16 protein-coding genes are annotated in these 19,843 nt (G+C 71.5%); 7 read left to right on the top strand and 9 right to left on the bottom strand.

What is annotated here, in order from left to right; translation table 11 throughout:
- Nucleotides 1–6: 6 nt before the first annotated feature.
- Both ACGFZ2_RS22220 and ACGFZ2_RS22215 read left to right on the top strand, forming a co-directional pair.
- Nucleotides 7–789: a 3-hydroxybutyrate dehydrogenase gene (locus ACGFZ2_RS22220; protein ID WP_393271061.1), complete on the top strand. Its 783-nt coding sequence runs from the start codon at nt 7–9 to the stop codon at nt 787–789.
- Nucleotides 790–803: 14 nt separating this feature from the next.
- Nucleotides 804–2,723, top strand: a complete 1,920-nt coding sequence (locus ACGFZ2_RS22215; protein ID WP_393271059.1) for a helix-turn-helix domain-containing protein — start codon at nt 804–806, stop codon at nt 2,721–2,723.
- Nucleotides 2,724–2,846: 123 nt separating this feature from the next.
- Here the strand turns inward: ACGFZ2_RS22215 and ACGFZ2_RS22210 are convergent, their stop codons facing one another.
- Nucleotides 2,847–3,455 carry a TetR/AcrR family transcriptional regulator gene (locus tag ACGFZ2_RS22210; RefSeq protein WP_393456397.1) on the bottom strand — a complete coding sequence of 203 codons (609 nt, stop codon included), beginning with the start codon at nt 3,453–3,455 and terminating at the stop codon, nt 2,847–2,849.
- An 11-nt stretch (nt 3,456–3,466) separates the two neighbouring features.
- Entirely contained in the window at nt 3,467–5,035 is a 1,569-nt protein-coding gene (locus tag ACGFZ2_RS22205) for an MFS transporter (protein ID WP_393456394.1), read from the bottom strand.
- A gap of 767 nt (nt 5,036–5,802) precedes the next feature.
- On the opposite strand from ACGFZ2_RS22205, the gene ACGFZ2_RS22200 reads away from it, so the two are divergent.
- The gene (locus tag ACGFZ2_RS22200) at nt 5,803–6,399 is read left to right on the top strand and encodes a hypothetical protein (protein ID WP_393450161.1); all 597 of its coding nucleotides are present in this window, start codon (nt 5,803–5,805) and stop codon (nt 6,397–6,399) included.
- Nucleotides 6,400–6,750: 351 nt separating this feature from the next.
- Here the strand turns inward: ACGFZ2_RS22200 and ACGFZ2_RS22195 are convergent, their stop codons facing one another.
- Genes ACGFZ2_RS22195 through ACGFZ2_RS22175 form a run of 5 tightly spaced genes read right to left on the bottom strand, consistent with a single transcriptional unit; the run spans nt 6,751 to nt 11,396 of the window.
- On the bottom strand, nt 6,751–7,767 hold the full coding sequence (locus tag ACGFZ2_RS22195; RefSeq protein WP_393456391.1) for a branched-chain amino acid ABC transporter permease: 1,017 nt from the start codon (nt 7,765–7,767) through the stop codon (nt 6,751–6,753).
- Nucleotides 7,764–8,645, bottom strand: a complete 882-nt coding sequence (locus ACGFZ2_RS22190; protein ID WP_357452299.1) for a branched-chain amino acid ABC transporter permease — start codon at nt 8,643–8,645, stop codon at nt 7,764–7,766. Before ACGFZ2_RS22190 ends, ACGFZ2_RS22195 begins: the two co-directional genes overlap by 4 nt.
- A 7-nt stretch (nt 8,646–8,652) precedes the next feature.
- Nucleotides 8,653–9,912, bottom strand: coding sequence for an ABC transporter substrate-binding protein (locus ACGFZ2_RS22185; protein ID WP_357701467.1), 1,260 nt, complete (start codon nt 9,910–9,912; stop codon nt 8,653–8,655).
- 43 nt (nt 9,913–9,955) lie between these two features.
- Nucleotides 9,956–10,648 carry an ABC transporter ATP-binding protein gene (locus ACGFZ2_RS22180; RefSeq protein ID WP_393269651.1) on the bottom strand — a complete coding sequence of 231 codons (693 nt, stop codon included), beginning with the start codon at nt 10,646–10,648 and terminating at the stop codon, nt 9,956–9,958.
- Nucleotides 10,635–11,396, bottom strand: coding sequence for an ABC transporter ATP-binding protein (locus ACGFZ2_RS22175; protein WP_350685486.1), 762 nt, complete (start codon nt 11,394–11,396; stop codon nt 10,635–10,637). Before ACGFZ2_RS22175 ends, ACGFZ2_RS22180 begins: the two co-directional genes overlap by 14 nt.
- Nucleotides 11,397–11,706: 310 nt before the next feature.
- Here ACGFZ2_RS22175 and ACGFZ2_RS22170 point away from each other — a divergent pair, with 310 nt between their 5' ends.
- Nucleotides 11,707–12,567, top strand: a complete 861-nt coding sequence (locus tag ACGFZ2_RS22170) for an SPFH domain-containing protein (RefSeq protein ID WP_393456388.1) — start codon at nt 11,707–11,709, stop codon at nt 12,565–12,567.
- 42 nt (nt 12,568–12,609) lie between these two features.
- Here ACGFZ2_RS22170 and ACGFZ2_RS22165 read toward each other — a convergent pair whose 3' ends face one another.
- The gene (locus tag ACGFZ2_RS22165) at nt 12,610–13,647 is read right to left on the bottom strand and encodes an aminotransferase class V-fold PLP-dependent enzyme (protein WP_393456385.1); all 1,038 of its coding nucleotides are present in this window, start codon (nt 13,645–13,647) and stop codon (nt 12,610–12,612) included.
- Nucleotides 13,648–13,727: 80 nt separating this feature from the next.
- Nucleotides 13,728–17,258 carry a DNA polymerase III subunit alpha gene (gene dnaE / locus ACGFZ2_RS22160; protein WP_393456382.1) on the bottom strand — a complete coding sequence of 1,177 codons (3,531 nt, stop codon included), beginning with the start codon at nt 17,256–17,258 and terminating at the stop codon, nt 13,728–13,730.
- A 218-nt stretch (nt 17,259–17,476) separates the two neighbouring features.
- Between dnaE and ACGFZ2_RS22155 the strand changes: the two genes are divergently transcribed.
- The 3 genes from ACGFZ2_RS22155 (at nt 17,477) to ACGFZ2_RS22145 (ending at nt 19,806) form a co-directional block, all read left to right on the top strand.
- Nucleotides 17,477–18,370 carry an NmrA/HSCARG family protein gene (locus ACGFZ2_RS22155; RefSeq protein WP_393456379.1) on the top strand — a complete coding sequence of 298 codons (894 nt, stop codon included), beginning with the start codon at nt 17,477–17,479 and terminating at the stop codon, nt 18,368–18,370.
- Between the two features lie 147 nt (nt 18,371–18,517).
- Complete coding sequence (locus ACGFZ2_RS22150) at nt 18,518–18,859, top strand: PadR family transcriptional regulator (RefSeq protein ID WP_393456376.1); 342 nt, start codon at nt 18,518–18,520, stop codon at nt 18,857–18,859.
- Nucleotides 18,856–19,806, top strand: a complete 951-nt coding sequence (locus tag ACGFZ2_RS22145; protein WP_393456373.1) for an HAAS signaling domain-containing protein — start codon at nt 18,856–18,858, stop codon at nt 19,804–19,806. Before ACGFZ2_RS22150 ends, ACGFZ2_RS22145 begins: the two co-directional genes overlap by 4 nt.
- Nucleotides 19,807–19,843 lie beyond the last annotated feature (37 nt).

The raw sequence follows: 19,843 nt of genomic DNA, 5'->3' as shown, positions 1-19,843 counted from the left end.
TGCGCCATGACGGCAGAACCCGTGGCGGTGCCCCACGTCGTACACGTCGACCTCGCTGGTCGTACCGCCCTGGTGACCGGGGGCGGCAGCGGCATCGGCCGCGCCTGTGCCCTGCGGCTCGGGGCCGCCGGCGCCAAGGTCCTGGTGGTGGACCGCAACATCGAGGCGGCCAAGGCGGTGGCGGCGGAGGCCGGCGGCCGGGCCGAGGGGGTGGACCTGGCGGACGCCGAGGCGGTGGACCGGCTCGACGCGGACGTGGACATCGTGGTGAACAACGCGGGCCTCCAGCACGTGGCGCCGGTGCAGGAGTTCTCCGCGGAGCGCTTCGCCTACCTGCACCGGGTGATGGTGGAGGCGCCGTTCCTGATCATCCGCCGGGCGCTGCCGCACATGTACGCCAAGGGCTGGGGGCGGATCGTCAACATCTCCTCGGTGCACGGGCTGCGCGCCTCGCCGTACAAGTCGGCGTACGTCTCGGCGAAGCACGCCCTGGAGGGGCTGTCGAAGGTGGTGGCGCTGGAGGGCGCCGCGCACGGCGTGACCGCCAACTGCATCAATCCGGCGTACGTGCGGACCGCACTGGTGGAGAGCCAGATCGCCGACCAGGCGGCCAGCCACGGCATCCCGGAGGCGGAGGTGGTCGAGAAGATCATGCTGGCCCGGGCGGCGATCAAGCGGCTGATCGAGCCGGAGGAGGTGTCGGAGCTGGTGGCGTACCTCTGCTCCCCGCCGGCGGCGTTCATCACGGGCGCGTCCATCGCGCTCGACGGGGGCTGGACGGCGAACTAGTGGCGAGCCGCACAATGTCGGTCATGTCGTCACCGGTGGAGTTCCTGGAACTGCTCGCCCGCGAGGCCGCCGCGGTGGAGTTCGAGGGGCCGCTCGTCGCCGCGCGCGCCGCCGGGCTGCCGCCCGACCGGCTCGCCGAGCTGGAGCAGGCCAAGACGGTGGCGCTGCGGGTCCGCGCGCTGCTGGAACGCCGCCGCCGCCGGGAGGTCGAGCTCTCCGGCCTGTACGACACGGTCAGCGACCTGGCCGGGCTGCGCGACCTCGACGACGTGCTGCGCGCGATCGTGCACCGGGCACGCAACCTGCTCGGCGCGGACGTCGCCTACATGACGCTCAACGACGACGAGCGCGGCGACACCTACATGCGGGTCACCGACGGCTCGGTCTCCGCCCGCTTCCAGCGGCTGCGGCTGCCGATGGGCGCCGGTCTCGGCGGCCTGGTGGCCCAGTCCGGTGCCCCGTACGTCACGGCGAACTACCCGGAGGACGACCGCTTCCACCACACCGGCGAGATCGACGCCGGGGTGGGCGAGGAGGGCCTGGTGGCCATCCTGGGCGTGCCGCTGCGGCTCGGCTCGACCTCGATCGGCGTGCTCTACGCGGCCAACCGGTCGGCCCGGCCGTTCGTGCGGGAGGAGGTGGCGCTGCTGGTGTCCCTCGCCGCGCACGCGGCGGTGGCGATCGACACCGCGCGGCTGCTCGCCGAGACCAGGGCGGCGCTGGAGGAGCTGTCGGCGGCGAACACCACCATCCGGGCCCACAGCAGCTCGGTGGAGCGGGCCGCGGCGGCGCACGACCGGATGACCGCGCTGGTGTTGCGCGGCGGCGGCGTGGAGGACGTGGCCGCGGCGGTCACCGACGTGCTCGGCGGGGCGCTGCTGGCGCTGGACGCGGAGGGCCGGCTGCTGGCCCGGGTCGGCGAGATCGACGAGCCGGACCGGGCGGACATGGTGGAGGCGGTGGCCGCGTCGCGTACGGAGGGCCGCAGCGTGCGCCGGGGGCCGCTCTGGTACGCCGCGGTGGTGGCCGGCGCGGAGAACATGGGCGCGCTGGTGCTGCGCCCCGACGACGAACTGGTCGACGCCGACCAGCGGATCCTGGAGCGGGCGTCGCTGGTGACCGCGCTGCTGCTGCTGTTCCGGCGCACCGTCGCCGAGGCGGAGGGGCGGGTCCGGGGCGAGCTGCTCGACGACCTGATCGCCCGGCCGCTGCGGGACACCGACGCGCTGCGCAGCCGGGCCCGCCGGCTCGGGGTGGACCTGGACGCGCCGCACGTGCTGGTGGCGGTCGGCGACGACGCGATCGCCGCGACGGGTTCGGCCCGGCAGCGGGTGCTGTCGTGGGCCACCACGTACGCCTCGACGCGGGGTGGGCTGGCGGCGGCCCGCGACGGGCGGGTGGTGCTGATGCTGCCGGGCCGGGACGCGGGCGGCAACGCCCGGGCGGTGGCCCGGGACCTGTCCCGGGTGACCGGCCGGCCGGTGACCGCCGGGGCGAGCGGCCCGTCGACGGGGCCGGCGTCGCTGGCCACCTCGTTCGCCGAGGCCGACCGTTGCCTCACCGCGCTGGGCGCGCTGGGCCGGTCGGGGCAGGGCGCGAGCACCGCCGAGCTGGGTTTCGTCGGGCTGCTGCTGGGTGCGGTCGGCGACGGCGGCGACAAGGACGTGGACCGGTTCCTGACGGCCACCATCGGGCCGGTGGTCGACTACGACGCCCGCCGGGGCACCGCGCTGGTGAAGACGCTGGAGGCGTACTTCGGGGTGGGCGGCAGCCTGGCCCGAGCCGCCGAGCTGCTGCACGTGCACGTCAACACGGTGACCCAGCGGCTGGAGCGGGTCGGGCAGCTGCTCGGCGCGGACTGGCAGAAGCCGGAGCGGGCGCTGGAGGTCCAGCTCGCCCTGCGCCTGCACCGCCTGCGTACGCCGGCCGGCTGACGGTCCGACCGGCCGTACCGGCTGACGGTCCCGCCGGCCGTACCGGGTGACGGTCCCGCCGGCCGTGTCGCGTGCGGGACCGGGTGGCCGTACCGGCGTGCGGGACCGGGGCGGTGGCCGGGGTCAGCGGGCGCGGATGCCGTCCAGGACGCCGTCGACGACCTTCTCCGGCAGGGACGCCTCGTCGAGGTCGGGGTGCCAGCGCAGCACCCGCTGGATCAGCATCGGGCCGGTCAGCATCGCCATGGTGACCTCGACGTCGATGTCGGCGCGCAGCTCGCCGGTGCGGATCCCCCGGCGCAGCACCTCCCGCATCAGCGCCCGGCGCGGCTCGATGATGCTCTGGTAGAGCTGGTACTCGTCCGGGCTGCGGTTCACCCGCGGCACCAGGCAGGGCATGATCCGCGCCGCCCGCGGGTCGATGTTGTGCCCGACCGCGCCGACCAGCACCACCAGGTCGTCGCGGACCGACCGGCCGGGCGGCGCCGGCGGTTGGCCCTTGAGCCGGCGCAGCGCGTCGGTCAGCAATGCGTCCTTGCCGGGCCAGCGCCGGTAGATGGTGGCCTTGCCCACGCCGGCCCGGGCGGCGATCGACTCGATCGAGAGAGCCTCGATCGTGCTGCCCTCGGCGAGCAGGTCGAGGGTGGCCTCGAGGATCGCCTCGTCCGCGCGGATGCTCCGCGGTCGCCCGGGCGACCGCGGAGCATCGGCGGCGGAAGTCATGTCGGACATTGTCCCCGAACCTAGGCGGTCCCGGCCAACTCGGGTTCACCCGCCGGTGCCGGCGCCGCCACCGGGGCCGCGGCGCGGCCGGGCATCCAGCGCAGCACCACGAGGATGCCGACCGCGGCGACCGCGGCGGCGAGGCCCGCGGCCCAGTGCATCGCGCCCACGAAGGCGTCGTCGGCCACCGCGATCAGCTGCGGCGCCGCCGGCCCGAGCTGACCCGCCGCGGCGTACGCGCCGGAGATCGACTCGCCGGCCGCTTCGCGTGCCCCGGCGGGCAGGTCCCGCAGCGCGGAGTCGACGTCGGCACGGTAGACCGCGGAGAGCACCGACCCGAGCACCGCCACGCCGAGAGCGCCGGCCACCTGCCGGACGGTGTTGCTGACCGCCGAGCCGACCCCGGCCTTCTCCCGCGGCAGCGCCGACATGATCGACTCCGTGGCCGGGGGCATGATGTTGGCCATTCCGGCGCCCTGGAGGAAGAAGAAGACGAGCACCACCCAGATCGGGGTGCTCTCGCCGACGAAGGCGAACGCGCCGAGCGCCACCACGGTCAGCGCCAGCCCGACCACGGCGACCGCCTTGCCGCCGTACCGGCGGACCATCGCCGCGCTGCGCGGGGCGAAGACGAGCTGGGCCACCGCGAAGGGCAGGAAGAGCAGGCCGGTCTCCAGCGGGCTGTAGCCGCGCACCAGTTGCAGGTAGAACGAGCTGAAGAACATCACGCCCATCGCGGCGAAGAAGATCAGCCCGACGATCGCCACCGGGGCGGCGAAGCGGGGCACCCGGAACAGCCGCACGTCCAGCGACGGGTGGTCGCTGCGCCGCTCGTACGCGACGAACCAGGCCAGCACCGCCAGGCCGCCGAGGATCGCGGCCCAGACCACCGGGCGGCCGAAGCCGTGCTCGCCGCCGTCGATGATGCCGTACGTCAGGGCGACCAGGCCGACCACCGACAGCAGCACGCCGACGACGTCGACGCGTCCCGGGTTCGGGTCCCGCGACTCGGGCACCAGGATCGCCACCAGCACCACCCCGAGCGCAACCACCGGCACGTTGATCAGGAAGACGGAGCCCCACCAGTAGTGCTCCAGCAGCGCGCCGCCGAGGATCGGGCCGATCGCCACCGCCAGGCCGACCGCGCCGGCCCAGACGCCGATCGCCCGGCCCCGCTCCCGTGGGTCGAAGACGTTGGAGATGATCGAGAGCGTGACCGGCATGATGGCCGCGCCGCCCACGCCCATCAGCGCGCGGGCCGCGACGAGTTGCGCCGGGCTCTGCGCGTACGCCGACAGCAGCGACGCCAGCCCGAAGAGCACCAGGCCGACCAGCAGGAAACGCTTGCGCCCGGCGCGGTCGCCGAGCACGCCGAAGGTGAACAGCAGGCCGGCGAAGACCAGGGTGTAGGAGTTGATCGACCACTCCAGCTCGCCCTGGCTCGCGCCGAGGCCGTGCACCGGGTCGGCGAGCGTACGCAGCGCGACGTTGAGGATGGTGTTGTCCAGGACGACGACGAGCAGGCTGATCACGAGCACCCCGAGGATCGCCCACCTCCTCGGATGTCCGGTGTTCTCGTGCGGTTGCATCTCTGGTTCTCCCCCCGGCCCCGTTTTCGATACGGGTCAGACTCGTATTTGGGGTCAGCTTAGGGGGTGAGGTTTCGATACGGAACCGGTTCGTATCTGATGTGCCGGCGGTCACGTGCGGTTGTGGCTCTCGCGGTGCCGTGGCCCCGGCATCTTCTGTGGCGTGTGCTTGCGGTGCGTCGTCGCGGGGTGTGGCCCGCCGTGCCCGGGTCCGGGCGGTCAGGCTTGATCCCTGCGCCGGGGGCACGGCGGGCCACACCCCGTGGGCGGTCGCGCGCCGTCCGCGCCTGGATGTCCGGTTGGCGTCGAGCTGCCCCGTCTGGGAGACCACGTGTCACCGCAGGCTCGGTCGTCGTCCGCGGCGGCACCGTGTGCCCCACCTGTGGAGGCAGCCCGACACGGGCCGGGCCGCGACGTCCCGTGGGTCCGGTTTCGGGGTGTGACCGGGGGCATCGTGGGCGCGGAATCGTGGCCGGGTCGGGGTCGTTACACCCTGCGTACGGCCGAGCAAGACCGCGCCGCCCCCGGCGGGCTGGCGTGCAGGCCCCCGGAATGTTGGTGGGCCGCCGGTCGTTACACATGGTCCCGGCCCGGCGAGGGCAACCCCCGCCCCGCGACACGGGCCGCTCCCGGTCTCCAGAGGGCCGGTCTGATTCTTCCCCGGCGTGTGACGCCGGATCCCCCGATTTCTTTGAGCGCCGGACGGTGCTTGCGCCTCCGCTGAACCCCCTTCGGCGTGTGGTGCCAACCCCCGAATGGAGCATCTGATGAACACGATCCTGCGTAAGAGCGTTCTTGGTGTTGCTGGTCTGGCTTTTGCCGGTGGTGTGTTCGCCGGTCCGGCTGCTGCTCACGCCGCCCCGACGGTCGAGTCGGGTAAGCCCGTGGCGGTGGCGGTGCAGGCTGACAAGCCGGCCGTGGACAAGTCGAAGCTGATCCCGCATGGCGTGCAGGGCGCGCAGTCGCGCATCGACCTGACCGACGAGCAGGTCGCCAACGCCAAGGCGATCATCGCGGCGACGAAGAAGGCCGGGATGGACGAGCGGGCCGCGGTGGTGTCGATCGCGACGGCGTTGCAGGAGTCGAAGCTGGAGAACCTGGGTCATCTGGGTGACCGCAACGACCACGACTCGCAGGGCCTGTTCCAGCAGCGCCCGTCCTCGGGTTGGGGCACGGTGGAGCAGATCACCGACCCGGAGTACTCGACGACGGCGTTCCTGAAGGGTCTGAAGCAGGTCGACGGGTGGCAGGACATGCCCCTGACCGAGGCCGCGCAGACGGTGCAGGTGTCGGCGTACCCGGACCACTACGCCCAGTGGGAGCAGCAGGCCGCCGACCTCGTCGCCGAACACTGGAACAGCTGACACACAGACATTCACCACAAGGGGGATCGCTGGCCGGCACCCGTGACGGGTGCCGGCCGGCGGCACATCTCGACACCGACGGCCGGCACCCCGACACGGGGCGCCGGCCGTCGGCGCATGCCGCAGCCCGCCACCGAATCTTGGACAGTTGCCGCTCGGTGCGAACGGCAACTGTCCAAGATCTCGGCGCGGGCGGGGCAACCGACCGGGTGGGCGGGAGCGGTGGGCGGGGAGCGGGTGGGCGGGAGCGGGTGGGCGGGGAGCGGGTGGGCGGGGAGCGGGTGGGCGGGGAGCGGGTGGGCGGTCAGGGGCGGTATGGGGAGCGCCGGCTGATGCGCGTCCCGCGTGGGGTCACCGGCGGCGGGCTGCCAGCCAGCGCGTGGCCAGGGCGGCGGCGCTGCCCCAGATGCCGCGCCGGAACACCAGCACGACGAGGACGAAGATGCTGCCGGTGACCAGGCCGATCGCCTCGAACCCGGAGAACGACAGCCAGTCCTCCAGACGGACCAGGATGGCCGCGCCGAGCACCCCGCCCCAGAGCGTGCCGATCCCGCCGAGCACCACCACGATGACGGCCTTGCCGGAGGTGGTCCAGTGCAGCACGTCGAGGGAGACGAAGCGGTGGCCGACGGCGAACAGCCCGCCGCCGAGCCCGGCGATGAAGCCCGACAGCACGAACGCGGTCAGCTTGTAGCGGTGCACGGGGTAGCCGAGCGCGCGGGCGCGGGCGGGGTTGTCGCGGATGCCGACCAGCACCCGGCCGAAGGGCGAGTGCACGATCCGCCAGGCGCCGGCCAGCCCGAGCAGCACGATCGGCAGGATCGCGTAGTAGAAGTAGTAGTCGTCGGTGAGGTCCAACCCGAACAGTTCGCGGGGCACGCCCTGCAGGCCGTTCTCGCCCCGGGTGACCGAGCGCCACTCGTTGGCCACGTAGTAGACCATCTGCGCGAACGCCAGGGTGACCATGGCGAAGTAGATGCCGGTCCGCTTCACGGCCAGGTAGCCGATCGGCACCGCGAGCACGGCCGCGGCGAGCGCCCCGGCCAGCACCGCCACCGGGAACGGCAGGCCGGCGTGGATGGCCACCAACCCGGTGACGTACGCGGAGGCGCCCCAGAAGGCCGCGTGCCCGAAGGACATCAGCCCGGTGAAGCCGAGCAGCAGGTCCACGGCGACGGCGAACAGCGCCCAGCAGAGGATGTCCACCGCCACCGCCGGGTAGAGCCCGTTGGGCAGCCAGAACGCCACCAGCAGCCCGACGGCGAGCAGCGCGTACCGGACCCAGCCGGGCGCCCGGGTGACGGCGACCAGCCCGGATCTCGGCGCCGGGCGGCCGGCGTCGGTCGCGGTGTCGACGGTGCTCGTCATGCCGGTGCCTCCTCACGGCCGAACAGCCCGGCCGGACGCCAGAGCAGCACGGCGGCCATCACGATGAAGACGATCGTCTGCGACACGATCGGGAAGTCGGACAGGTACGCCTCGCCCCACGCCTGGACCAGGCCGATGCCGAAGCCGGCGGCCACGGACCCGAAGATCGAGCCGAGCCCGCCGATCACCACCACCGCGAAGACCACGATGATCAGGTCGGCGCCCATCAGCGGGTTCACGGCCCGCATCGGCGCGGCCAGCACCCCGGCGAGCGCGGCCAGGCCGATGCCGAAGCCGAAGACCGGGGTGACCCAGCGGCCGACGTTGATGCCGAACGCCTGGGTCAGCTCGGCCCGCTCGGTCGACGCCCGGACCACCATCCCGATCCGGGTGCGGGTCAGCACCCACCAGACGCCGACGCAGACGGCGACCGCGAAGCCCAGGATGAAGACCCGGTAGGTGGGGAAGTCGAAGAGCCCGAAGTCGACCGACCCGCTCAGCGCGGACGGGGTCTCGTACGGGCTGGACTGCACGCCGTAGCGGAGCTTCACCAGGTCCTGGAGGATCAGCGTGAGGCCGAAGGTGAGCAGGAAGTTGTAGAGCGGGTCGAGCCGGGTGAGCCGGTGGATGAAGGCCCGCTCCAGTGCCATGCCGAGCAGGCCCAACCCCACCGGCATGATCACCAACGCCGCCCAGAACGGCACGCCCGCCTCGCTGAGCAGGACGTACGCGCCGAACGCGCCGAGCATGTAGAACGCCCCGTGGGCGAAGTTGACCACCCGCAGCATCCCGAAGATGACCGCGAGCCCGAGGGCGAGCAGGGCGTAGAACGCCCCGCTCACCAACCCGTTGAACGTGTTCTGCAAGAAGCCGGTCATGCCCTGGTCACATCTTGCAGTCCGCCGACGGGGCGCGGAACGCCTCGGCGGCGGGGATGGTCTTGAGGACCTTGACGTAGTCCCACGGCTCACTGACCTCGGACTGCGGCTTCACCTGGGCGAGGTAGGCGTCGTGGATGACCCGGTGGTCCTCGGCGCGGATCTTGCCGTTGCGCAGGAAGACGTCCTCGACGGTCTTGCCCTCCAACTCCTTGACCACGGCGTCGGCGTCGTCCGTGCCGGCGGCCTGCGCGGCCTCCAGGTACTGGGTGGCGGCGGAGTAGTTGGCCGCGTGCGCGAAGGACGGCCGGGTGCCCGTCTCCTTCTGGAACCGGTCGGCGAACTCCCGGTTCTTGGCGTCGAAGTTCCAGTACCAGGCGTCGGTGTACGTGGTGCCGGCGAGCGCGGCCGGGGTCAGCGAGTGGATGTCGGTGATGAACATCAGGCCCACGGCGAGCCCGACGCCCTTCTCCCGGAGCTTGAACTCGTTGTACTGCTTGACCACGTTGACCAGTTCGGCGCCGGCCTGCATGGTGCCAAGCACCTGCGGCTTCGGGTTCAGCGTCGGCGCCTTGAGCAGGAACGTCGAGTAGTCGCCGCTGGTGTTCGGGAACGGCGCGCCGTCCTTGCCGACGACGGTCCCGCCGGCCGCCGTGATCGCGCTCGAGAAGCTCTTCTCCATGTCCTGGCCGAAGGCGTAGTTCGGGTAGAGGATGTACCAGTTCTTCCCGACCTGCTCGGTGGTGGTCTTCCCGGTGCCGTTGGCCAGCATGTAGGTGTCGTACGCGTAGTGGAAGGTGTACTTGTTGCAGCTCTTGCCGGTCAGGTCGGTGGTGGCCGCCCCGATGTTGAAGTAGAGCTTCTTCTTCTCCTTCGCCACGTCGGCGACCTTGAGCGCGGCCGAGGAGGTCGGCACGTCGAGGATGAGGTCGACGCCCTTGCGGTCGAACATCTCGGCGGCCTTGCTGTTGGCGATGTCGGGCTTGTTCTGGTGGTCGGCGGTCTCCACGGTGATGTCGCCGGTCACCGCCTTGTCGCCGTGCTTCGCCTTGAAGTCGGCGATGGCCATCTCGACGGCCTTGACCGAGTTCTTGCCGGACAGCTCGGAGTACGCACCCGACTGGTCGTTCAGCACGCCCAGCACGATCTTGCCCCCGGTCAGCTTCTGGTCCCCGCCCGACTGGGGACCACCGCCGCCGCAGCCGGCGACCAGCACCATCGCCGCCGCCGACGCGGCGGCCACACCCACCGTCCTACGCATGCTCATCCCTCCACCCCCGCGCGGCGCGCGGGTCGTCGAAATCGAAAAATCAGATGCCGAGGTACGACAGCAGCTCGCGTTCCCGCGACTGCACCTCGGAGTTCTCCATCGCCTCCGCGATGCGTCCCTCGGCCAGCAGGTAGTGCCGGTCGGCGACGCCGGTGGCGAAGTGCAGGTTCTGCTCGACCAGCAGCACGGTCACCCCGTGCCGCTTGGCCTCGCGCAGGAGGTCGCCGACCTGCTGCACGAGCAGCGGCGAGAGCCCCTCGGTCGGTTCGTCGCAGAGCAGCAGCCGGGCGCCCATCCGCAACACGCGGGCGAGGGCGAGCATCTGCTGTTCGCCGCCGGAGAGCATGGTGGCGGCCGAGTCCCGTCGCTCGTAGAGGGCGGGGAACGCCTCGTACACCCGCTCCAGCGGCCACGGGTCGGGGCCGACCGTCGGGGGCAGGGTGAGGTTCTCCGTGACGCTCAGCGTGGCGTAGCTGCCCCGGTCGTCGGGGACCCAGCCGAGCCCCAGCCGAGCCCGCCGGTACGCGGGCAGCTTCCCGACGTCCCGACCGTCCAGCTCCACCGTGCCGCGCTGGCCGGTGTGCAGGCCCATCACGCAGCGCAGCAGGGTGGACTTGCCAGCCCCGTTTCGCCCGACGAGGGTCACCACCTCGCCGGCGGAGACGTCCAGGCTGACCTCCCGCAGCACCTGCGCCTCGCCGTACCAGGCGGACAGGTTCTCAATGCGCAGCATCAGCGGCTCCCAGGTATGCGGTGATCACGCGCTCGTCGGCGCGGACCTGCTCGTACGGGCCCTCGACGAGGACCTTGCCGGCCTGCAGGACGGTGACGGTGTCGGCGAGCCGCCCGACCACGCTCATGTTGTGCTCGACCATCACCACGGTCCGGCCCTGCCGGACGCGCGCGATCAGGTCGACGGTGCGGTCGACGTCCTCCAGGCCCATGCCCGCGGTCGGCTCGTCGAGCAGCAGCACCTTCGGGTCCAGCGCGAGGGCGATGGCCAGCTCCAGCGCCCGCTTGCGCCCGTACGCCAGCGCCTCGGCGGGGGCCTCGGACAGCTCGGCCAGCCCGACCATGTCGAGCAGCTCGCCGGCCCGGTCGGTGTAGCGGCGCATCAGCTTCGCCGAGCGCCAGAACCGCCAGCCCAGCCCGCTCGGGCTCTGCAACGCCAGCTCGACGTGCTCCCGTGCGGACAGCTGCGGGAAGAGGCTGGTGATCTGGAACGACCGGGCCACGCCGAGCCGAGCGACCTGCTCGGGCGGCAGCCCGGTTACGTCGCGGCCGGCCAGCTCGATCCGGCCGCCGCTGGGCTGCAGGAACCCGGTCAGCAGGTTGAAGAGGGTGGTCTTCCCGGCGCCGTTCGGGCCGACGAGCGCGTGCACGCTGTCCGCCGCGATGTCGAGGTCGACGCCGTCGACCGCCCGGAAGCCCCGGAAGTCGCGGGTCAGCCCGCGAGCCGACAGGAGCGCTTGCCCGGCCATCGCCTACTCCTTCGCAGGTGTCGCGACGGCCGGGTCGGTGACCGCGGTCACATGGCCGTCGCGTCCTGGAAACCTACGGCCGTGCTGAATGTCGAACTATGTCGATGGACACCACATTCCGGGGCGCCCGGACGTGTGGGAACGCCACTCGCCGCCCGGCCACCCCGGCCGACGACATCGACGATGTTGACTGTCAGGACCACTCCGCACCACGCCCATGTGGGCGCCCCACGGCCGCGCCCCCGGCCGCGCCCCGCCTTGACCCGTGCCCCTAGGGTGATGGCCCCCTCCCGCGAAAGGTGCCGAGCGAATGCCCTTCGGCTTCACTGTTGCGATCATCTTCGCCGCCGGTCTGGCGATCTCCGGCCTGCTCGCACTCGCCGCTTCGAACAGGTCGACGAAGCGGACCGCCACCCTGGCGGCGCTTGGCTGCCTCGTCGGCGTGGTGGTGTTCGTCGTCGGTTCCAGCGCCCACTCCGTGCCGATCCGCTCGGTCGGGATCGTCACCAGCTTCGGCAAGCCGACGGGCAAGGTCACCGGCTCCGGCCTGAAGTGGGTCGCCCCGTGGCAGAAGGTCGGCGAGTGGGACGCCGGCCGGCAGAAGTACGACCACATCGGCGGCGAGAACTGCGTCCGGGTCCGCACCGGCACGCTCGCCGACGCCTGCGTCGAGGTGCTCGTCGAGTGGCAGGTCAGGCCGGAGAACGCGCCGAAGCAGTTCATGGACTACAAGGGCGACTTCGACAGCTTCCGGGGTCAGCGGGTGGGCGTCCAGCTCGACAGCGCCGTCAACGACGCCTTCGCCACGTACAACCCGCTGGAGAAGATCGACGCGAACACCGGCAACCTGAACGTGGACCTGAAGCCCTTCGCCGAGAGCATCAAGGCCAGCGCGGAGACGCGGCTCTCCAGCGACGTCGACATCCTGTCGGTCACGATCACCCGGGTCAACCACGACGACAAGACCGAGGGCAACATCAAGGCCTTCCAGGACAAGCTCGCCCAGACCCGGAACCTGGAGCAGGACCGGAAGAACGCCGCCATCCAGAAGCAGATCACCGAGACGAACGCGAAGGTCGACAAGGTGTCGCGGTGCCTGGAGATCGCCGAGCGCAACGGCAGCAACCCCGGACTCTGCATCAACCCCGGGATCATCACCGGCGCCAAGTGACGGCCCGCCGGCGCTGACCCTCGCCCTGGGCGCGCGCCCGGCTCAGCCGGTGAGCGCGTCCAGGGCGAGGTCCACGTCGTCCACCGTGGAGTAGACGTGGAAGGACGCCCGGACCCGGCCGGCGCGGACCGCCGCCCGGACCCCGGCCCGCTCCAGCCGCTCCGCCGCGCCGGGCACCTCCACGGTGACGATCGCGCTGTCGCCCGTCGGCCGGCCCAGGCCGGCGAGGAACCGGTTGGCCAACGCGACGTCGTGCGCGTGCACGGCGGGCACGCCGATCTCCGCGACCAACTCCAACGCGGGGGCCGTGCCGACCCAACTGAACCAGGCCGGCGAGATGTCGAACCGGCGGGCGTCGTCGGCCAGGCGCAGCGGCGGGCCGTAGTAGGAGGCGTGCGGGTCGCTGCCCGCGTACCAGCCGGCGGCGTCGGGGCGCAGCCGCTCGCGCAGCGCCGGGGCGAGGTAGGCGAAGGCGGAGCCGCGCGGCGACATCAGCCACTTGTACGCGCCGACCGCGACCACGTCGGCTCGGCTCGCGTCGAACGGCAGCCAGCCGCACGCCTGGGTGGCGTCCACCGCGACGAGCGCGCCGTGCGCACGGGCCGCCGCGACGATCTCGTCGTACGCGGCGATCGTGCCGTCGGCGGACTGCACCAGGCTGAACGCGACCAGGTCGGTGCCGGCGTCGATCGCGTCGACCAGCCCGGCCACCGGCACGGTGCGCACCTGGACGCCCCGCTCGGCCTGCACCAGCCAGGGGAAGAGGTTGGAGGTGAACTCGACCTCCGGCACCACCACGGTCGCGCCGGCGGGCAGCGCGGCGGCGACCGGGGCCAGCAACTGGGAGACGGTGCTGCCGACCGTGACGTCGGCGGCCGGCACCCCGACCAGGCCGGCGAAGGCGGCCCGGGACCGTTCGGTCGCCTCGCCCCAGCCCTCCCAGGAGGTACGCCCGGTCCGCCAGTCGGCCAGCGCCCCCTGCACCGCGTCCCACACCGGGTCGGGTGGCAGCCCGTAGCTGGCGGTGTTCAGCCAACCCGGCTGCGGCTGCCACAGCTTCTGCGCCTGTGTGATCTCCACACCGCCGACGCTAGTCCCCCGCGGCGCCTACCGGGACGGCCAATCCGGCGCTCGCGGCCCCGGCGCCGGCCCTGGCGGCGTCAGCTCACGTTGGCGGGGCCGAGGACGCTCTTCAGGTCACCCATCAGCGCGGTGGTCGCCGCCACCCGGAACGGGCCGAGCCGCAGCGTGGTGACCTTGCTGCCGTTGAGCAGCTTGACGTGCACCTCGGTGTCGCCCGGGTGCAGCACCAGGGTCTCCTTGAGCCGCTCCACCAGCGGGGGCGTGCACCGGGTCACCGGGATGGTGAGGGTGATCGGCTTGCTCGCCGGGTTGCTGCTGATGTCCGGCATGGACATGTCCATCGCCATGATGCGGGGGGTGTCGTCGCGCCGGTCCACCCGCCCCTTGACCACCACGATGGCGTCCTCGGCGATGTACTGCCCGATCACCTCGTAGGTGTTGGGGAAGAACAGCGCCTCCACGCCGCCGGCCAGGTCCTCCAGGGTGGCCGAGGCCCAGGCCCGGCCCTGCTTGGTGACCCGGCGCTGCACCCCGGAGAGGATGCCGGCAAGGGTGACCACCGCCCCGTCCGGGACGGTGCCCTCCTCCGACAGGGCGGCGATCGTGCAGTCGGCCGCCGCGCCGAGGACGTGCTCCAGGCCGAAGAGCGGGTGGTCGGAGACGTAGAGGCCGAGCATCTCGCGTTCGAAGGCGAGCTTGTCGCGCTTGTCCCACTCCCCCTCGCCGATCACCGGCATCACGGTGGTGCTGCTGGTCTCCGCGTCGCCGAAGCCGGCGCCGAAGAGGTCGTACTGGCCGACGGCCTCCTTGCGCTTGACGTCGGCGTACGCGTCGATGGCCTCCGCGTGCACCGCGAGCAGCGCCTTGCGGGAGTGCCCGAGCGAGTCGAACGCCCCGGCCTTGATCAGCGATTCGATGGTCTTCTTGTTGCAGACGACCGCGTCGACCTTCGAGAGGAAGTCGTAGAAGTCGGCGTAGTCGCCCTTCTCCTCCCGGCAGCGCATGATCGCGGCGACCACGTTCGCCCCGACGTTGCGTACCGCGCCGAGACCGAACCGGATCTCCTTGCCGACCGGGGTGAACGGCCCGGCGGAGGTGTTCACGTCCGGGGGCAGCACCTGGATGCGCATCCGGCGGCACTCCGAGAGGTAGAGCGCCATCTTGTCCTTGTCGTCGCCGACGGAGGTGAGCAGCGCCGCCATGTACTCGGCCGGGTAGTGCGCCTTCAGGTACGCGGTCCAGTAGGACACCAGGCCGTACGCCGCCGAGTGCGCCTTGTTGAAGGCGTAGCCGGCGAACGGGACCAGCACGTCCCAGACCTTCTGGATCGCCTCGTCCGAGTAGCCCCGTTCCCGGCAGCCGTCCCGGAACGGGATGAACTCCTTGTCGAGGATCTCCTTCTTCTTCTTGCCCATCGCCCGCCGCAGCAGGTCGGCCTGGCCGAGGGTGTAGCCGGCGAGGATCTGCGCGGCGCGCTGCACCTGCTCCTGGTACACGATCAGGCCGTAGGTGGGCGCGAGGATCTCCCGCAGCGGCTCCTCCAGCTCCGGGTGGATCGGGGTGATCTCCTGGAGGCCGTTCTTGCGCAGCGCGTAGTTGGTGTGCGAGTCCACGCCCATCGGGCCTGGTCGGTACAGGGCGAGGACGGCGGAGATGTCCTCGAAGTTGTCCGGCTTCATCATCCGCAACAGGGAGCGCATCGGCCCGCCGTCGAGCTGGAACACGCCCAGGGTGTCGCCCCGGGCCAGCAGCTCGTACGCGGCCCTGTCGTCCAGCGGCAACCCGAGCAGGTCCAGCTCCTTGCCGTGGTTGAGCTGGATGTTCTTCACCGCGTCGTCGATGATGGTCAGGTTGCGCAGGCCGAGGAAGTCCATCTTCAACAGCCCGAGCGACTCGCACGTCGGGTAGTCGAACTGGGTGATGATGACCCCGTCGGAGTCCCGGCGCATCAGCGGGATGTGGTCGATGATCGGCTCGGCGGACATGATGACGCCGGCGGCGTGCACGCCGGTCTGCCGGATCAGCCCCTCGATGCCCCGGGCGGTGTCGATGACCTTCTTGACGTCCGGCTCGGCCTCGTACATGCCCCGGATCTCGCCGGCCTCGGCGTACCGGGGGTGCTTGGGGTCGAAGATGCCCTCCAGGGGGATGTCCTTGCCCATCACCGCCGGGGGCATCGCCTTGGTGATCCGGTCACCGACCGCGTACGGGTAGCCGAGCACCCGGGCCGAGTCCTTGATCGCGGCCTTCGCCTTGATGGTGCCGAAGGTGGCGATCTGGGCGACCTTGTCCTCACCCCACTTGTCGGTGACGTACTTGATGACCTCGCCGCGCCGGCGCTCGTCGAAGTCGATGTCGACGTCCGGCATCGAGACGCGCTCGGGGTTGAGGAACCGCTCGAAGATCAGGCCGTGCGGGATCGGGTCGAGGTCGGTGATGCCCAGCGCGTACGCCACCAGCGAGCCGGCGGCCGAACCGCGGCCGGGGCCCACGGCGATGCCCTGGCTCTTGGCCCACTGGATGAAGTCGGCGACCACGAGGAAGTACGACGGGAAGCCCATCTGGATGATGACGCCCAGCTCGTACTCGGCCTGCCTGACGTGCCCCTCGGGGATGCCGCCGGGGTAGCGCCGTTCCAGCCCGGCAAAGGTCTCCTTGCGGAACCAGGACTCCTCGGTCTCCCCCTCCGGGACCGGGAAGCGCGGCATCAGGTTGTGGAACTCGAACATCCCGGCGGGGTCGACCTTCTCGGCCACCAGCAGGGTGTTGCGGCAGCCCTCCAGCCAGAGGTCGGAGCTGTCGACGGCGCGCATCTCGTCGGCGGACTTGATGTAGTAGCCGCTGCCGTCGAACCGGAACCGGTTCGGATCGGCGACGTTCGCCGCCGTCTGCACGCAGAGCAGCACGTCGTGCGCCTCGGCCTGGGCCTCGTGCGTGTAGTGCGAGTCGTTGGTCACCACCGGCGGGATGTCCAGCTTGCGGGAGATGTCGTGCAGCTCCTGGCGGACCCGGCGTTCGATGCTGATGCCGTGGTCCATGACTTCCAGGAAGTAGTTCTCCTTGCCGAAGATCTCCTGGTACCGCGCGGCGGCCTTGAGCGCCTCGTCGTACTGGCCCAGGCGCAGCCGGGTCTGCACCTCCCCGGAGGGGCAGCCGGTGGTCGCCATCAACCCGTCGGCGTTCTCGGCGAGCAGTTCCGCGTCCATCCGCGGCCACTTGACGAAGAACCCCTCCGTGTACGACCGGCTGGTCAGCTTGAAGAGGTTGTGCAGGCCGGTCTTGTTCCGCGCCCAGATGGTCATGTGGGTGTAGCCGCCGCTGCCGGAGACGTCGTCGCTCTTCTGCTCCGGCCGGCCCCAGCGCACCCGCTGCTTGTGGAAGCGTGACTCCGGCGCCACGTACGCCTCGATGCCGAGGATCGGCTTGACCCCGGCGGCCATCGCCTGCTTGTAGAAGTCGTTCGCGCCGTGCATGTTGCCGTGGTCGGTCATCGCCACCGCCGGCATGCCCTGCCGCTTGACCTCGGCGAAGAGGTCCTTCAGCCGGGCCGCACCGTCGAGCATCGAGTACTCCGTGTGCACGTGCAGATGCGCGAACGAATCGCCCATGCGTGGCGCCCCCCGGGTCGGATCATGGGATGGTCGAGGTCGGTCGGCCTACCCTATCGCCGCCGGAAGAGACGGCTCCAGACGCCGCGCGGGGCGGAGCGGGCCGGGGTGGTGTGGATCTCCCCGGCCGCGGCGGGGGACGGCCGAGGCGCGCGCCCCACCCGGTGGTCGACCCCTTGACGTCCCGCTGACCAGCCACTTCCCTAGGCTGGACCGTCATGACAGAGCGGAAGACAGTTCTCGTGACCGGCGCGACCGGCAACCAGGGCGGCGCCACGGCACGCCGGTTGCTCCGGGACGGCTGGCAGGTGCGGGCGCTCGTACGCGATCGGGCCAAGCCCGCCGCACGCCTCCTTCACGAGCAGGGCGCCACCCTGGTCGAGGGAAACATGGACGACGCCGACTCGCTGCGCACGGCGATGCACGGCGTGCACGGTGTCTTCAGTGTCCAGGCCCTGGCGCACACGCCGGACACCCTCGAGGCTGAGGTCAGGCAGGGAAAGACCGTCGCCGACGTGGCCGGGGAGACCGGCGTCGCACACCTGGTCTACAGCTCGGTGGGCGGTGCGGAGCGCCGGACCGGCATCGACCACTTCGAGACCAAGGCAGAGATCGAGCGGCACATCCAGGCGTTGAACCTCCCCGCGACCGTCCTGCGCCCGGCGTTCTTCATGAACAACCTTCTCCACTACGCCGACGCCGAGGGGGAACGGGTCCTGCGGCTACAGGTCGTACCCGACCGACCGATCCAGATGATCGCCTCGGACGACGTCGGCCGCATCGCCGCGCACGCCTTCGCGCACCCCGCCGATCACCTCGGCACGCAGATCGAGATCGCCGGTGACGAGCTCACCTTCACCCGGGTCGCCGAGATCTACGAGGCGCTCACCGGCACCCCCACCCGCCTGGAGCCGCAACCCATCGACCAGCGCATGTACGCATGGTTCGCCGAGAGCGGATACCGGGCCGACATCGCCGGCCTGCGGAACCGGTTCCCTGGGCTGCTGACGTTCGAGGAGTTTCTGCGGGACCGCCTCGGCCGGGCGGCGGCGTCCGCACCACAGGGCGACCGGACCGGGGAGCCCGCGCGACGGAAGCCCCACGGCGGCTAGCCCACCGCCATCCGGCCAGCGCGCGTCGACCGGCGGCGAACCCTGCGGGGTTCGCCGCCGTCTTTTTTCGCCGGAACACACTGCTGTCTTCGGGCACCATGATGTAGGTCTGGACGATAGTGTGCGTCACACAGTATGGTGTGACGCATGGTGAGCGATGAGATCCTGCGGACGCACCTCCAGGAGTTGCGTCGGGGCACCGTGGTGGTGGCGAGCCTCGTCGCCCTGCGGCGCCCCGACTACGGGTACGCGCTGCTGCAACGCCTCTCCGACCACGGCTTCCCGGTCGACGCCAACACGCTCTATCCGCTGCTGCGGCGGCTGGAGGAGCAGGGGCTGGTGACCAGCGAGTGGAACACCGAGGAGAAGCGGCCGCGCAAGTTCTACCGAACCAGCGAGGAGGGCGAGTCGGTGCTGGGCCGGCTCCTCGCCGACCTGGCCGCAGTCCAGACCTCCCTGACCAGGCTGATCGAAGGAGCCGACCGATGAATTCCCTGACCGACCGCTACCTCGCCGCGACCCTGCGCTCGGTGCCGGTCGCGCGCCGCGAGGAGATCGCCACCGAGCTGCGCGCCTCGATCGAGGACATGGTCGAGGGCCGCACGACCGGCGGGCGGGACGCCGCCGCCGCCGAACGGGAGGTGCTCACCGAGCTGGGCGACCCGGCGCAGCTCGCCGCCCGCTACTCCGACCGCCGGTTGCAGCTCATCGGGCCGGCCTACTACCTGGCCTGGGAGCGGCTGCTGAAGCTGCTGCTCAGCTTCGTGCCGGCGACGGCCGGCGTGGTGGTCGGCCTGCTCGCGGCCACCGACGGCGAGAACGCCGGCGGGGCCGTCGGCGAGGGCATCACCACCGCCCTCACGGTGGCCCTCCAGATCGCCTTCTGGGTCACCCTGGTCTTCGCGGTGCTGGAGCGCACCAGGATCCCGCTGCACCTGCCCGACTGGAGCGTCGACCAGCTCCCGGAGGGCCCCGGCGACCGACAGATCACCCTGACCGACACCGCCGCCTCGATCGGCTTCCTGGCGATCTTCATCGCCTACCTGCCGATGCAGCACTTCCGGTCGTTCGTCCCCGCCGACGGTGACGGCAACCTGCCGATCCTCGACCCGGCGCTGTGGAGCTTCTGGCTGCCGTTCCTGATCGCCGTGCTGGTCGCCACCGTGGGCCTGGAGATCGCCAAGTACCGGGCCGGGCGCTGGACCTGGCCGCTGGTCGCGGCGAACGCGGTGCTCGACCTGGCCTTCGCGGTGCCGGTGGTCTGGCTGATGTCGACCGACCGGCTGCTCAACCCCGACTTCGTGGCCCGCTTCGAGTGGCTCGGCGAGGGTGAGAACCTGAACACGGTCGCCACCATCGTGGTCGCCGGCACGGCGCTGATCGTGCTCTGGGATGTCGTCGAGAGCGTGGTCAAGGCGCTGCGCGACCGCCGCTGACCCGACCGCACCACGCGGCCCGGCACGCCCCGGCGTG

It is taken from the genome of Micromonospora sp. NPDC048063 (genome assembly GCF_043202855.1).
Taxonomy (GTDB): Bacteria; Actinomycetota; Actinomycetes; order Mycobacteriales; family Micromonosporaceae; genus Micromonospora.
Note: the sequence above shows the minus strand (reverse complement) of the source record. Positions and strands in the feature narration are given on the sequence as shown.

What these genes read in the sequence shown, in the direction of transcription:
- ACGFZ2_RS22220 (WP_393271061.1), top strand. Translation starts at nt 7, where the DNA reads ATGACGGCAGAACCCGTGGCGGTGCCCCACGTCGTACACGTCGACCTC.
- ACGFZ2_RS22215 (WP_393271059.1), top strand. Translation starts at nt 804, where the DNA reads ATGTCGGTCATGTCGTCACCGGTGGAGTTCCTGGAACTGCTCGCCCGC.
- ACGFZ2_RS22210 (WP_393456397.1), bottom strand. Translation starts at nt 3,455, where the DNA reads ATGTCCGACATGACTTCCGCCGCCGATGCTCCGCGGTCGCCCGGGCGA.
- ACGFZ2_RS22205 (WP_393456394.1), bottom strand. Translation starts at nt 5,035, where the DNA reads ATGCAACCGCACGAGAACACCGGACATCCGAGGAGGTGGGCGATCCTC.
- ACGFZ2_RS22200 (WP_393450161.1), top strand. Translation starts at nt 5,803, where the DNA reads ATGAACACGATCCTGCGTAAGAGCGTTCTTGGTGTTGCTGGTCTGGCT.
- ACGFZ2_RS22195 (WP_393456391.1), bottom strand. Translation starts at nt 7,767, where the DNA reads ATGACGAGCACCGTCGACACCGCGACCGACGCCGGCCGCCCGGCGCCG.
- ACGFZ2_RS22190 (WP_357452299.1), bottom strand. Translation starts at nt 8,645, where the DNA reads ATGACCGGCTTCTTGCAGAACACGTTCAACGGGTTGGTGAGCGGGGCG.
- ACGFZ2_RS22185 (WP_357701467.1), bottom strand. Translation starts at nt 9,912, where the DNA reads ATGAGCATGCGTAGGACGGTGGGTGTGGCCGCCGCGTCGGCGGCGGCG.
- ACGFZ2_RS22180 (WP_393269651.1), bottom strand. Translation starts at nt 10,648, where the DNA reads ATGCTGCGCATTGAGAACCTGTCCGCCTGGTACGGCGAGGCGCAGGTG.
- ACGFZ2_RS22175 (WP_350685486.1), bottom strand. Translation starts at nt 11,396, where the DNA reads ATGGCCGGGCAAGCGCTCCTGTCGGCTCGCGGGCTGACCCGCGACTTC.
- ACGFZ2_RS22170 (WP_393456388.1), top strand. Translation starts at nt 11,707, where the DNA reads ATGCCCTTCGGCTTCACTGTTGCGATCATCTTCGCCGCCGGTCTGGCG.
- dnaE (WP_393456382.1), bottom strand. Translation starts at nt 17,258, where the DNA reads ATGGGCGATTCGTTCGCGCATCTGCACGTGCACACGGAGTACTCGATG.
- ACGFZ2_RS22155 (WP_393456379.1), top strand. Translation starts at nt 17,477, where the DNA reads ATGACAGAGCGGAAGACAGTTCTCGTGACCGGCGCGACCGGCAACCAG.
- ACGFZ2_RS22150 (WP_393456376.1), top strand. Translation starts at nt 18,518, where the DNA reads ATGGTGAGCGATGAGATCCTGCGGACGCACCTCCAGGAGTTGCGTCGG.
- ACGFZ2_RS22145 (WP_393456373.1), top strand. Translation starts at nt 18,856, where the DNA reads ATGAATTCCCTGACCGACCGCTACCTCGCCGCGACCCTGCGCTCGGTG.